This window comes from Nonlabens tegetincola (assembly GCF_002954355.1).
GTDB classification, from domain to species: domain Bacteria; phylum Bacteroidota; class Bacteroidia; order Flavobacteriales; family Flavobacteriaceae; genus Nonlabens; species Nonlabens tegetincola.
The window spans coordinates 616,551-630,520 of sequence record NZ_MQVV01000010.1 but is presented as its reverse complement, the minus strand read 5'-3'; the positions used below and the strand labels follow the sequence as shown (position 1 = coordinate 630,520).

At 35.4% G+C, this 13,970-nt stretch carries 9 protein-coding genes; 2 read left to right on the top strand and 7 right to left on the bottom strand.

Annotation, left to right across the window (positions count from 1 at the left end):
• Nucleotides 1-56: 56 nt before the first annotated feature.
• Both BST93_RS03320 and BST93_RS03315 read right to left on the bottom strand, forming a co-directional pair.
• Nucleotides 57-974, bottom strand: coding sequence for a GYDIA family GHMP kinase (locus BST93_RS03320; RefSeq protein WP_105018069.1), 918 nt, complete (start codon nt 972-974; stop codon nt 57-59).
• 32 nt (nt 975-1,006) lie between these two features.
• The gene (locus tag BST93_RS03315) at nt 1,007-2,260 is read right to left on the bottom strand and encodes an ABC transporter permease (protein ID WP_042279638.1); all 1,254 of its coding nucleotides are present in this window, start codon (nt 2,258-2,260) and stop codon (nt 1,007-1,009) included.
• 231 nt (nt 2,261-2,491) lie between these two features.
• Here BST93_RS03315 and BST93_RS03310 point away from each other — a divergent pair, with 231 nt between their 5' ends.
• Together BST93_RS03310 and BST93_RS03305 are read left to right on the top strand one after the other, a co-directional pair.
• Nucleotides 2,492-3,559 (top strand): diphosphomevalonate decarboxylase, encoded by a 1,068-nt coding sequence (locus BST93_RS03310; RefSeq protein ID WP_373420729.1) that lies wholly within the window; start codon nt 2,492-2,494, stop codon nt 3,557-3,559.
• A gap of 5 nt (nt 3,560-3,564) precedes the next feature.
• Nucleotides 3,565-4,500, top strand: a complete 936-nt coding sequence (locus tag BST93_RS03305) for a mevalonate kinase family protein (RefSeq protein WP_105018067.1) — start codon at nt 3,565-3,567, stop codon at nt 4,498-4,500.
• A gap of 69 nt (nt 4,501-4,569) precedes the next feature.
• On the opposite strand, the gene BST93_RS03300 is transcribed toward BST93_RS03305, so the two are convergent.
• The 5 genes from BST93_RS03300 to BST93_RS03280 all read right to left on the bottom strand — a co-directional run bounded on the left by BST93_RS03300 (nt 4,570) and on the right by BST93_RS03280 (nt 13,907).
• Nucleotides 4,570-5,199 (bottom strand): hypothetical protein, encoded by a 630-nt coding sequence (locus tag BST93_RS03300; protein WP_105018066.1) that lies wholly within the window; start codon nt 5,197-5,199, stop codon nt 4,570-4,572.
• Nucleotides 5,199-5,966: a M48 family metalloprotease gene (locus BST93_RS03295; protein ID WP_105018065.1), complete on the bottom strand. Its 768-nt coding sequence runs from the start codon at nt 5,964-5,966 to the stop codon at nt 5,199-5,201. The genes BST93_RS03300 and BST93_RS03295 overlap by 1 nt, the downstream gene beginning before the upstream one ends.
• A 25-nt stretch (nt 5,967-5,991) precedes the next feature.
• The gene (locus BST93_RS03290) at nt 5,992-6,669 is read right to left on the bottom strand and encodes a M15 family metallopeptidase (RefSeq protein ID WP_105018064.1); all 678 of its coding nucleotides are present in this window, start codon (nt 6,667-6,669) and stop codon (nt 5,992-5,994) included.
• Nucleotides 6,670-6,672: 3 nt separating this feature from the next.
• Nucleotides 6,673-7,131, bottom strand: a complete 459-nt coding sequence (locus tag BST93_RS03285) for a GNAT family N-acetyltransferase (RefSeq protein ID WP_105018063.1) — start codon at nt 7,129-7,131, stop codon at nt 6,673-6,675.
• 140 nt (nt 7,132-7,271) lie between these two features.
• Nucleotides 7,272-13,907 carry an alpha-2-macroglobulin family protein gene (locus BST93_RS03280; RefSeq protein WP_105018062.1) on the bottom strand — a complete coding sequence of 2,212 codons (6,636 nt, stop codon included), beginning with the start codon at nt 13,905-13,907 and terminating at the stop codon, nt 7,272-7,274.
• Nucleotides 13,908-13,970 lie beyond the last annotated feature (63 nt).

Here is a 13,970-nt window from a genome sequence, read left to right as displayed (position 1 = left end):
TATAAAAAACGCCTCGATTTTATCGAGGCGTTTTTTTTGTTACTTGATACTAGTTCTTATAATACAATATCCTTCCACTTATAAATAACGTCGTATCCTTTCTTATTAAAATATTCTTGTTTTACTTCATCACCGGTTGCAAGAACAAAGTCTCCACCCCAACCACCTAATGATTTTACAACACCGGTATAATCATTAAACAATACCTTTTGAACCGGTTCTAGACCAATAAGTCTTGAGATAAGCTGTTCATGCTCATGAAGTATATTTTCAAACTCAATTAAATCCTTGCATGAAACTAACAAGTCTGGTATTTGATTTAAACGCATTCTAACGTTTTCTGAAAGCAAATCTTTATCAAATCTCGCGATACTTTGTCTGCTATCCTGTTTTTGATTCAGGTACACAAAAAATAAGTCATCTTTAAAATCAGGATCAAAATCTATAGATTCATAACTAGGCTGCTCAGGATGATATCTATATACAATGGGACCGTTTGAGGTAGCGCACGCAATATCATAACCACTGCCTCCAAAAGACTGAAATTGTAATGTGTATGGATCAACTTGAAACCATTGAGCAATTAATGAAATCAAAGTACTGCTAGAACCCATTCCAAACTGTCTATCAAAATCTAGATGCATTGTTATTTCACAACCTTTATCCAAAATAAAGCTGCCAGCTAACTCTTGGGCATGCTTAAGTATATCTATAAGCTTTTGAGTTACTGAGTCACTTGAAGATTCACTCCAAGAATTCACCGTAGTTTGCCAGTGAAACCAAATACCACCATCGGCATTGAAACTTTTCCAAATTATAGCTTGATCTGTACGTGGTGTAATTTGAATACGTTGCCCTAAATTTAAGGGCACTGCTAGTCCACGCACTCCGTCTAACACCACATATTCCCCAGTAATGAGAAATTTACCATTTGCATAGAACTGCAAACTATGTTCAATTTGAGAAACTTTCATTAGAACAAAAGTAAGGTAAAGTATAAAGGGAATTACATCCCAGATCTAATTGCCTCCACAGGATCTAAACGTGCAGCAGAAAAGGCCGGTATAATGCCTGCTATTAAACCTACAAACGCACTCACACTACATCCTATCAAAATGTTGTTCAAGCTTAGAATAAAGGTAAATTCGTCAGTCAAACTACTTGCAATCAAAGTTCCTAACCACACGAATAACAAACCAAAAGCTCCGCCTAATAAGGCTAGAATAATAGATTCAAATAAAAATTGAAACAAAATAAAAAAGCTTTTTGCTCCTAATGACTTTTGTATTCCAATTAAGTTGGTGCGCTCTTTAACACTCACAAACATGATGTTTGCAATTCCAAAACCACCTACTAGCATTGAAAATCCAGATATAATCACACCTATAAAAGTAAGTGTACTTGTAACCGTGCCTATAAAGTCGGCAAATCCTTTAAGTGGATTAATAAAAAAAGTGCTTAACTCATCGGGTTTAATTCCTCGGTAGTTTCTTAGTTTTTGTTCTAGCATAGCGATGAATTCATCCTGATCTGCTCCTTTTTTAGGTTTCAAGATAAAGGCACTTGTTTTGGTCCTATCGTTATCACCATAAATTCTTCTTACAAAGTTCACAGGTAAATAAGCACTACCATCTTTGGAAGGTCCTATGCTAGCTCCTGCTCCTTCCTTTTCAAGTACGCCTATAACCGTAAATTTATTCCCATACAGCCGTACTCTTCTCCCTATAGGATTAGCTTTGCCAAATAAGCTATTGGCAACTTCGGCACCGATTACTACTACTGGAGAACCGCTGTTGGATTCACTACCATTAAAAAATCGTCCTTCTGAAAGTTTAAGTTTTTCTAAGTCAAAAAAGGATTCTGTACCTGGAATGATATTCACACCAGTTGCTGTTTTATCCTCAAACTTGATGTTTTCAGGTGACATAAACATCGTGTAGGTAATGGCGTCTAGATCTGGCAGACTGCGCTCGAGCATTTGGAATTCATCATAACTAACGTCGGGCCAGTTTTCAAATTGATATGGTTCTAATTCTGTTGGACCAAAAGAAAATCTTAATACATAGATTGTAGAAATATCTAGTGCGCTTAAGCCACTTTCAATCTCTTTCTCTAGTGAATCAACTGCTGCCAGAATACCTATAATTGCAAAAATTCCAATGGTAATCCCAAGCAAAGACAAGAAAGCTCTTAACAGATTAGTACGCAAAGCATTAAGCGCAAAAATCAGACTTTCCTTAATCAAGCGTAAAAATACCATAAACGTTTTTTGACAAATTAAAAGTAATACAATTCATTTGACCTCTTACCAGCACAAATGTTACAACATTTTTAAAAATAGTGAGATTATAGCATTTTTAATGATCCATAGGACCTATGAATAAAAGCACCACTACCCTTTTAAAATTAATTTTAATTAATGAAGATATTTACAATGCCCTACTCTATTTAGAAGACTAAGGTCTTGTAGACTATCTTTGCTTTAAACAAAATTATCTTGGAAACAGAATTCATACTTCAACAAGAGATCAAGGAAATCACCTCGTTAACTACTACATGGCAAGCACCTAGTAATATTGCACTAGTTAAATACTGGGGAAAGCATGGCATGCAATTGCCCGCAAATCCCTCTATAAGCTTTACACTTAACGCCTGCCGCACCATTACTACAGTAAACGCTGTTAAAGGCGAGCACGGTTTTAAAATTTCATATGAAGGTGTTGAAAAACCAGATTTTGCACCCAAAATAAAAGCATTCTTTGAGCGTATATCTTCTTACAGCCCGTGGATAAAGAATTACTATTTCAATATTGATACTCGCAACACATTTCCACACAGTTCTGGAATAGCAAGTAGCGCAAGTAGTATGGCTGCATTAAGCGCCTGTATTATAGATTTTGAATCTCAACTTACTGGTTTGGATTTAGATTACGATAAAATGTCATTCCTATCTAGATTAGGTTCTGGTAGCGCTTGTCGCAGTTTACAAGGTCAATTAGTCGTTTGGGGTGAGCACGATGATACAGTAGGTAGCTCAAACTTGTATGGTGTAGATCAAACAAAATTATTGCATCCCACGTTTCAAAATTATCACGACACTATTCTATTAGTCGATAAAGGTCAAAAAACGGTAAGCTCTACAGTTGGTCATGGGCTTATGAATAATCACGCTTTCGCGAAAGCGAGATTTGAACAAGCACCGCAAAATCTTACTCTACTTAAAAAAGCTTTACAGGAAGGCGATATCGAGACCTTCATTAAAATCACTGAAAGCGAAGCGCTCACTTTACACGCAATGATGATGACTTCTCATCCTTATTTCATATTAATGAAACCTAATACATTGCGTATTATCGAAGAAATTTGGAAATATAGAAAAGAAACGCAAATCCCTGTGTGTTTTACCCTAGATGCAGGAGCTAACGTTCATTTACTGTATCCTAACAATCACAGAACTGCTGTATATGAATGGATTAACGAGAAATTGGCTGTGTATTGTCAAAACTCTCAGTATATTTGTGATCAAATAGGTAGTGGAGCATCAAAACTGCTAGCTTAATTTTTATGAAAGGACCACTTTTTTATTCTAAGATTTTACTCTTTGGAGAGTACGGGATCATCAAAGACTCAAAAGGTCTTTCAATCCCTTACAACTTTTATAAAGGTGCACTTAAAATAAGTGATGACCTTTCTGAAAAAAATCAACAATCTAATAAGAACTTAAGCCGTTTTGCCAATCATCTAGAAGAATTGAGCAAAGGATCGGATTTTCCAAATTTTGATATCACGAGTCTCAAAAAAGATATAGAGGCTGGAATGTACTTTGATAGTAGCATCCCACAAGGATATGGTGTAGGAAGTAGTGGTGCTCTTGTCGCAGCTATTTACGATAAATATGCTTTGGAAAAAATTACCGTTCTCGAGAATCTTACAAGAGAAAAATTACTGGAACTCAAGAGTATTTTTGGTAGAATGGAAAGCTTTTTTCACGGTAAAAGCTCTGGTCTAGATCCATTAAATTCTTATTTAAGTTTACCAATACTAATTAATAGTAAAGAAGATATTGAACCTGCGGGAATTCCATCACAAAAACAGTCGGGTAACGGTGCTGTTTTCTTAATTGATAGTGGTATTGTAGGTGAAACTGCTCCTATGGTAAACATTTTCATGGAAAACATGAAACAAGAAGGTTTTCGTAAGATGTTAAAGGACAAGTTTGTAAAATATACAGACATGTGCGTAGAGGATTTCTTAAGCGGTGATGTTAAAGGACTGTTTGGTAATGTAAAACATCTTTCTAAAGTAGTTCTAGACAACTTTAAACCCATGATACCTGCCCAGTTTCATGAGCTTTGGAAAAAAGGACTGGATACAGGCGACTATTATTTAAAATTATGTGGCTCTGGCGGCGGTGGATATATTTTAGGCTTTACAGAAGACCTAGAAAAAGCAGAAAAATCTCTTAAAGATTATAAACTAGAAGTAGTTTATAATTTTTAATCTCAACAAGAAAATAAACAAAAGCCGCTAGTTTCCTAGCGGCTTTTTTATTAGAATAATTTTACAATACTAGACTACTTCACCTTCACTAGCAGGCTCTTGTGTAATAGGACTTTTTGTAGGATAGTAATTGCGCTTGTAATGCTGTCGTTCATCATCACCTAATTTGCGTATGGCCTGATTACCTAAATCTGTGGTAACCAGCACTTCTTCCTGGTTAGGAAAATGTGGATAACGCACCTTCCAGGCCGGGAATCGTTGGTTTTTTCTAGCGTGATAAGCCTCGTACTCGAATTGCTCGTGATACGCGTGAATAAATTCATGAGCCAGAATACTGGCAGCGGTATTGCGACCCATATTTGATTTTATCCAAGGTTTACGCAAGTCTTTTCTAAACACACTTCCAACCTCATCATAAAAAGTAATAATATCACGAGTTCCCTCGTATTGATTTTTCTCACCATCGCGTATGATTAAATTTTTGTCATTACGGGACATAAATTCATCAAGGATATTTATGGTGCGACCATCGGGAAACTCTAGTAATAAGGCTTGCTTTTCCCAAATATGATCTAAAGTAAGGAAAACGTTTTTTAAAAATTTATTCGCATCAGTTGGAATAGATCGATTATTCTCATAACGATAAGGCTCGAACAGCCATTTACCTTCTTTATTCCATAGAATTTTGATACTACTCATTAGCCGCGATATTTTCTAATTGATTCCCTGATACGCTCTATTCTATTGTCTGGATCTGGATGGGTGCTTTGAAATTCCGGAACTCGATTAGGACCAGCTGCTTGCTTTAAAATTTTCATCACACCTATCATTTCTTGAGGTTCATAACCTGCATCAATCATCATTTTTACACCTAGATCATCACTTTGCAATTCATCGTCCCTACCATATTTCATGGTCAACATTTGTGCAACGGCAGCAGCAGTTTGTCCACCACCTTCGGTTCCTACACTTACACCTGTAATAACTCCTTGGGCTAGCCCTTGCTGGCTCATTCTAGCAGCGCTGTGCTTGGCAATCACATGACCTATTTCATGACCCATAACTCCGGCCAACTGATCTTCATTTTGAAGTTGATTAAATAAGGCTGCTGTTATAAAACACTGTCCGCCAGGAAGCGCAAATGCATTTATCGTCCTATCATCGGCCAGTAAATGAAAATCCCATTGATAATTGGATTCTTTGGCAATGCTACTTTGTACCAGATTGAAACCTACTTGATCCACTAGCGTTTGAGCACGATTATCGGGATGTAAACCACCGTGCTGCTCAATCATACTAGGAGCTGCTTGCAATCCAAGTGCTATTTCTTCTTCTACTGAAAGATCAATGTATTGAGTTTCTCCTGTAAACTCATTTGTTTCGGCACTACCGCAATATTTAAGCACGGCAAATGCTACAATAGCCATACCTATAAACAATCTTATTTTACCGGATCCACCTCTCATAATTAAGTATTTAGGTTTAAAATTACTATTTTAATTTTGGATTAATTCCTTTGATATGCTCCTCGAGATACCTAGTTAAACGCCCATCACTTATTTTATTCATTCCTAATATTTTGTGACTGCGTAAAAAAGGTATTAGATCAATTTCTTCAAGATATTTTTTATACCGCTTTCGCGAAAGCGGAACATAACTATAATGCCACGGTTCATAGTTGAATCCAGTTCGATTTTCATTCAAGGTATAAACTAATTCAAATCCATATTTACTGGCATGAAGTTCCATCCATTCTTTCATTTTACAAAAAGGGCCATTACCATGAAATTTATTTGGAACAAGAACATCGCCTTTATAAGTAGCAGCAGCGTCTATAATATCTAAATCGGTACCCCAATGATGGCGTGATGTTCCTGGCACGGTACTGTATTCTACAATTTTATCAAAAATTGCATCGGGTAACATACCTTGCTTTTCATACCGTTTGTATTTACGGTTCCATATAGCCTGTTGCCTTTCAAAACTGCGATAGCCAGAGACAACTTGTAGTTCAATACCATCTTTAAATGCAGCAGCTTTCATCCTATCAAATGCCTGTTGCGCCTCAATCTCTAACAAGTTGTTTGGATTAGGTGACTGCCCTGTGAGCTTACCCTTATCTTGAGAGCCCAGTACACAAAAAAGAAGAACAAAAAATAGGTGCTTCATGTCTTAAATACTTTTTAATTCTTTCCACATTCTATAATGAGGTCCTACCAGTGGTATGTCAAACATCTCACCCTGGACACTAAAGCCTAATTTCTCATAGAAAGGAACAGCATTAATTCTTGCATTACACCATAAAATATCAATTTGATTTTCTTGTAGTAATTGAAATCCTTTTTTCATGATAAGCGCTCCTATTCCCATTCCTTGTGCTTTTTCTACAACACCCATGCAACGCAATTGGTACTGAGTTTTTGAATGTACTGGAAAAGCAACCGGAGCCATGATTTTCATAAAAGATGCTACACCGTAAACCTCATCACTTATTACTGCGCCTAGGTGAATGGTACTTAAGTCATCATCACCTTCACAGTAACATGAATCTATAGGTCTACCCTGGCGCAATACTGGATGGCGCACTATATAGGTTTCTCTAGCGGTAATCTTTTTAATTTTTATGTCCATGAATGTTTTTCCATGACTAAAATAGAGAAACCTAAACAAATGTGATAATTAATACAGTGCTTTAGAAACTCTTCGTTTAAAGGATAAAAAGTTCGCTAGACACTAACCACAAATACTTATGTAAAATGTGAATTCCTATATTATTCCACAATATTTACTCTAGTACCTGAACTATGGCTTCCATATTCTGGAGCATACATTGATTCTATTCGAGTTATTCCATTAGAAAATTGACCAGCATTGTTTGCCCGTACGTTATAATCAAATACATAGGTCCCTTTACCAATTTCATCAAAAAAGAAATGAGAAGCTACATCCTTGGTACTTTGATAATATCCTAAACCATCTTGCCATTTATACTTTGAAATAACATCTACTGGTTCAAAGCCACTGCTACGCATGTCCTTTAAGTGAATGTATTCCATATCCTCTACCGCCGTGATGATAATACGCACTGTAATAAGATCACCTATTTTAACCGGGTTTTCTTGAGTGATTTCTTGCAAACTAGTACCATCATCGTTTGTAATATTTTTAAATAATTGTTTTTTAACCTTAAGTGGACCATCACCTGAATGCGCCTTAATCTTATCTAAGTCTTCAAAATATTGCCAGTACAAGGCTCCATAACCTGTAGTACTCGATTTGTTATCTACCGTAACGGTTGCATAATCTTTAGATATTTTTTCCTTGTCTATACTAGTTTTAAAATATCCCGTTCCCTCTTCAACCTGGTCTTCATTTAGCATTTCATTTATCACATCTTTGCCTGCCCAATAAATACGCGGTTCAGCGCTGATACTAGTGAAGTTATCTCCTTTTAACAATAAGGCGTAACAAGCCATAGCGGTAGACTTTGTTGAATCCCATCTATTTGCTCGTCCCCTTCTAATCAAAGAGACCTTCAAAGACTCTACTGTTTCTTGATCGTCTGTAATCTCAGCAAAAGCTTCAATAGCTAGTGCAACAGTGTTCACATCATTGTTGTACCATCTCCAGCCGTATTTAGTATTCTCCCAATACATTCCTCTTGCCTCGCTATTAATAGCAATTTGTTTTAAACCTTCTAGAATCCTTTGAGCATCATTGGTAAAGCCATTGCGATGTAAAACAAGTGCTATTAATAATTGTTGATACCTGGTATGGGTTGCAAATTCTGTTTTTGCTTTCGCGAAAGCGTAATCCTCATACTCCTTTAAAATTCCAGTTACAGGCTTCAGCCTTTTTTGAGACATCCCAAAGCTGCGCGCATATTGGTAATGCCAATAACCGTAATAGAAATTATAGTCCTCAGGACTTTTAAATTTAGTTGTATCTGTAATACGACCATAATTGGTACGATGATTCTTGAACTGCTTTTCCCATTTTTTATCAAGAGCATGAACACCTTTATCGTACATAGCCCTCATTTCTTCCTGATTTTCATGTCTAATTTGCAGTTGTTCCATTCGACCTATTCCCGAGACTATATGTCTAGAAATGTATTCATTGTCTGCACCGCCATTAAACCATGGGAACCATCCCGAATTATTTTGAAGTTTCTTAAGTTTTTTGAAAGTACGTTTCTGCTCTCTAGCTGTTCGATCCAGATCAAACAAAGTTGCTAGTCTTTTAAGCTGTTCTTTTTCATCCTGCGTATCTAGCACCCATGGAGTATGGGTAAGTAAAATGGATTTGAGTTGATCATTCTTTTCCAACTTTGATAAAGGAACGTCTAGTGCTGCCCATTTGTCAAAAACCTTTTTCACTTCTGGATGACTGTTTAAAATATGTGCCGATGTAGCATTGGCAAAATATCTAGAGAAAGTCTGTTCGGCACACTCGTGTTCATATTCCTTAAGATAAGGTAAGGCTTTAATAGCGTACCATGCAGGGTTTGAAGTGTATTCTAATGTAAGTTTATGATGTTCTAAAGTGCTGGAATTATTCTCTTTAAGATTGCTAAGGATGAAACTTTTATTAACACCTGATCTTACCCACATTGACTGTGTCTCAGTAACCAAGTCGCGATTAGTAAGAACAGGCAATACATTTTCTTCTCCATCTGAGAACTTGCCCGTACTTGCAGTAATTCTATAAGTGACTGGCGGCGCTCCTACTGGGACTACAAAAGTCCATGCTACTGATGTATTGCCACCGGCATCTACCTGAAAATTCTGAGTAGCGCTAGTATTATTAAATTTATCGTCAATACTTGAACCATCAATTGCACTTGATAATTGTAATCGAGCTATACCGTTATAATCCTCCTCAGAAAGGTTGGCTATTTTAGTAGATAATTTAATGGTATCTTTTTCTCTTAAGAATCGCGGTGCGTTGGGAACAATGCTCAAATCTTTTTGAGTCCGCACTGTTTTAGTGAGTTGTGCAAACTGACCTTGTTTGTTATGGGCTAGTAATCGAAATTTCCATTCGGTAAGCATTTCTGGACTCGTAAAACTTACTTTAAGATTCCCCTGTTTATCTGTTTTTAAGTGTGGCAGGAAAAAGGCAGTTTCTTTTAGGTTTTTTCTAGCCTTGACTTTGTTTAATTCTATTTCCTGATTAACAATGTCGGCAGTTGAAACACCTTGTTTGGTTGATATCACAATTACTCCATTTGCTCCACGATTACCATAAATGGATGTTGCTGCCGCATCTTTAAGAGTTGCGATTTCTTTAATATCATCTGGATTAAGCCCTTTGAAGTCTTCCTTATTCACAGGAACACCATCAACTATATATAAAGGTGATATATTGCTTTGACCAGATGATATTCCTCTTATTAAAACCTGTGGATTTGCACCAGGTTGACCACTTGAGTATTGCACTTGCAAACCAGGCACTTGACCTTGTAATCTTTGAATAACTTCTGAATTTGGAAGCATCTCAATAGAATCAGAAGTAACTATAGATACTGAAGAAGTTAATTTCGGCTTTTTAGTTGTTCTATAGCCTACAACTACAACCTCATCCAAAGAAGAGTTTAAAGATGCATTGATTACCGTATCCTCTCCTACCATTATTTCTTTACTCTCATAACCTACATAGGAAACTACCAAAACATCCTCCTTTTGAGCAACAATTTCATAACGACCATCAAAATCTGTAGTGGTAGCTATATTCGTTCCCTTTACATTCACTGTTGCGCCTACTAAAGGGCCATCATAATCGCTCACGACTCCTACTACAAAACCTTGTTTTGGTTTTAACTCCTTATGTTTACGACTTATGTTTTTAAGATAACTACTGTTTACAATTCCTGGATTATTAAAATTGAGTCCAAAAAACCGAAGTCTATCATACTCCAAAGTGGTCACTGTATTATCATAAGTACTATTAAAGAAGATACTATCAGAATCATCATTTAACGGTTCTATGTTTTCAAAATAACCTACATGTATACCGTAATTATAATTGTTGAAGTAAGGCAAACCCCAATAGCTAGGCTTAAACTGATCTAGACCCAAATCATACATACTCGCTAGTACCTCTGCCACCATAGGCTGGTCTTTTTGATTTTTAATTTTAAATGACCATATCTCTTCTTCGCCTGGGGCTAATTTATCCCTAAATGTACTTGTCTCAATTTTATAATTGACTGGTGTAATTTTCTGTAGACTTAATGTCTTGGAAATGGAATGTAAATGATTTTCTATGTAGGTGATAAATTGAAAATTCAAATTATCTCCCTTTACATCTTTAAATGTACATGAAACACTATTTGTTCCCTTATTGAAGTAAAGTACTTCATCTTTTAAAATACTTTTTTTATCCCATATGAGTACACGTGTATAAATACCATTCATACTAGTTTTTGCAGTAACACTAGTTAGGTCGTTATTTTGGGAGACATCAACCTCAAGAATTGTTGGAAACAATGGTTGACTTTTATCGGCATGAATGTTAACCTCTTGTCTGTTAGAAACATCTTCCTCAATAGATTTTACGAAGAAGTAATAAGCCCCATTTTGCCATTCTTCATTAATTGGAACTTTTACTGAGGTAATACTATCTATCACCACTTCTTTTTTATAAACGATTGGCATGTCCTTCCAATCATTTGCAGGACGGCTTTCATATCGATTAGAACTTGATACGAATTCCCGATTGTACGCTGCTCTGTATGGAAAAGCATTTATATGATCTTCGCGACTGTATTCGTAGAATTTAGGAAAGACTTCTGTATTTTCAGATTTCTCGTTTACAATGTAAGATCTATGAGAATAGTAGTTAGATTCTGTTCTTTTTTGAAATATTGGTCGGTTCTCATTTTCCTTTTTTCGGATTTCTAAAACCACCTTTGTAGATGCAAATTGACCATTAGCATTCCTTGCGGCTATAGTTATTGTATCATTGTCTATGGTTAAATCGTTTTTAGAAATGGATAAAGAAAAGGGTTCTGTACTTACTTTAACCTGAGTATTTGCCTCTCTAGTTTCACCATTTAAATCGGTGACAGCAGCATTTACTTCATAGGTATAAGATACCTTTTCCCCTTTCTTATAATTTTCATCTGGTAAAGCTTTAAAAACAATCTCGTAACTACCATCCTTTTTTGTTTTAACAGTTCCCGTTTGAAAACTCTCTTCTTTGTTTTTATACCTGTAATACCAATGGTATTGCGCTTTTCGTTTTACTGTATATTTAACCTGTGCATTAGTAATCGGGCTTCCTAATAAAGCCATTGCTTTCCCCACAACTTTTACACTATCATTGATTTTATACAATTCTTTTATTGGATCAAAACTAGTTTTAAACTTAGGTAATTTATATTCTTCTACTTGAAAGCTATATTGATTATTAATCCATCTGTCAACATTTCTTATTCTATCATTAATTTTATTTAAACTCAATGTAAACCTACCTGTTAAAACGTCTTGAGGTAACTTAAAAGATCCACTTACACTTCCATAATCATTAGTAGTCAACGTATCCTCATGAATCACTTGATAGTTAGCATCCTTTACCTCGAGTTTTACAGTAAAGTTATCGAGCGTTTTTGATTGCTTTTTATAGTTTTCTAAAACAATACCTTTAAAAAACACTTCTTGATTAGGTCGATAAATACCACGGTCCAAATAGAGAAATGATTTAGCTATACGCTCATGTTTATATTTAGTTTTTACTTCACGATATCCGTATAAATCAGTTTCTAGAGTATCCTTACCATTAATAATTAATAGATCAAAATCATTGGCGTCTTCATTCTTTTTTAAAGGTAATTTCACTCTACCATCTTGATCTACTTTAAAATTGCCTATAGGATTGTATGTATAATTATTAAATCTTTTTACACGAGCACTTCTTAAAGGAGCTCCAGTTTTTCGATTGTATAAACTCAATTCAATATAGGTTGGAGTCTTTCGCTCTATTGCAGCGATATTGCTTACATTGAATGAAAGAAATTTGATTTTTGAAACGTCATTTTCACAAACTTCAAGAACTGCATTATAATGACCAGCATTTAATCCAGGTACAACAAATTGATAATCATGAGAGTAAGTATCTTCCACATCGTGTAAAGGAAAATGTTCTGTATGAATTAATTCATTATTGGCTAGTGCTTTATTAAAAGTATCCCTAGCCAAACTATCGTTTTTATACAAATAGTAACTTTTACCAGGAATCACATATAAAGTAGCATTATCAATATTACGATATGTAAGGTTTCCTAAGATAGAATCATTCGGTGTTACGTAGTTATCGATATCAATCCTTGCAGTAGTTTCAAAAATGCTCGATAAAATTACTTGAGCCAGCAGACTACCGTAGGAATCTTTATAATCATCAATAGCAAGTTGAGCCAGTTGTATGCTTTTATTTCGGTAGGATTTAAAGTCTGGCAAAGAATAATCCAAGCTCAATTGATAATACTCTCTTGCAAGCAGATTCAAAACCAAACTTGCTTCCTTATTTCCCTTATTTGCACGATAGAGCTTTTCTAATGCATCTATATATAATAAGGTAAATTCATCATTACTTAAACTACGTTCATATTTCATTCTTTCTATAACCGTGTAAAGGTAGGCCTGATCGTTGCCCAGTCGACTATGTAACTTTTCCAATAAGTTATACATTTTTAAAACTGGATAAACTTTTAGCAAAGTAGCATTTGCACTGATTTCTTGCGTCGGCAAGAACATCTCCTTTTCTGTAGGTTTTATAGGCGAATAATATGATTTTTTGATTGGATCATTAAAAAAAGGAAATGCTTCTCTAAACAAAACGTCCAGTAAGGTAGGTTGTAAAAATCGTCCGTTTACACGTTGAAAGAATAATGCATCATATTCAACGGTTTTTATCTTGGCCAGTTCTAATGGCTCTTCTAAAGAGCTAGTGAATAAAGCATTGATTTCATCTACAAATTGAATCTTAGTCCATTGTTTAAAGTCATCAATAGCTCCATTTTGTTTATTTCTTCGATCGATAAGATACCTATTGGTATTATAATAATTAAATAGCAATTGAGCTTTGTAGGATTGATATATGTTACGCTCAGGAAACTGTTTGATAGTTATTAAGCTGTCTAACATTTTGAGGACTTTACGTTGCGCGTCTTCTTGATTAATTAGTGTGTATTTCGATTTAAATACCGTAACCTTAATCATCTCGTCATTAAGCTGATCTTTCTGAGCTTTTTCATAAATACCATTGAGTATCTTATGGGCTTCATTGATTTTATTTGAAAGCTCTAATTTTTCAATTTCTTCCCATTGATTTTGAAATGGAGATTGAGCAACGATAATTTGACCTAATAGGATAAGGACGAATAAAATGGCTGGCGTGCTTTTCATATCAATTTTTTATTAAAGATATGAGATAGGTACGCTTTCGCGAAAGCGAAATGAGTAAAACCC

Bases quoted from the DNA above. Each gene is read 5' to 3' on its own strand.
- BST93_RS03320 (WP_105018069.1), bottom strand. From the start codon at position 974: ATGAAAGTTTCTCAAATTGAACATAGTTTGCAGTTCTATGCAAATGGT.
- BST93_RS03315 (WP_042279638.1), bottom strand. From the start codon at position 2,260: ATGGTATTTTTACGCTTGATTAAGGAAAGTCTGATTTTTGCGCTTAAT.
- BST93_RS03305 (WP_105018067.1), top strand. From the start codon at position 3,565: ATGAAAGGACCACTTTTTTATTCTAAGATTTTACTCTTTGGAGAGTAC.
- BST93_RS03300 (WP_105018066.1), bottom strand. From the start codon at position 5,199: ATGAGTAGTATCAAAATTCTATGGAATAAAGAAGGTAAATGGCTGTTC.
- BST93_RS03295 (WP_105018065.1), bottom strand. From the start codon at position 5,966: ATGAGAGGTGGATCCGGTAAAATAAGATTGTTTATAGGTATGGCTATT.
- BST93_RS03290 (WP_105018064.1), bottom strand. From the start codon at position 6,669: ATGAAGCACCTATTTTTTGTTCTTCTTTTTTGTGTACTGGGCTCTCAA.
- BST93_RS03285 (WP_105018063.1), bottom strand. From the start codon at position 7,131: ATGGACATAAAAATTAAAAAGATTACCGCTAGAGAAACCTATATAGTG.
- BST93_RS03280 (WP_105018062.1), bottom strand. From the start codon at position 13,907: ATGAAAAGCACGCCAGCCATTTTATTCGTCCTTATCCTATTAGGTCAA.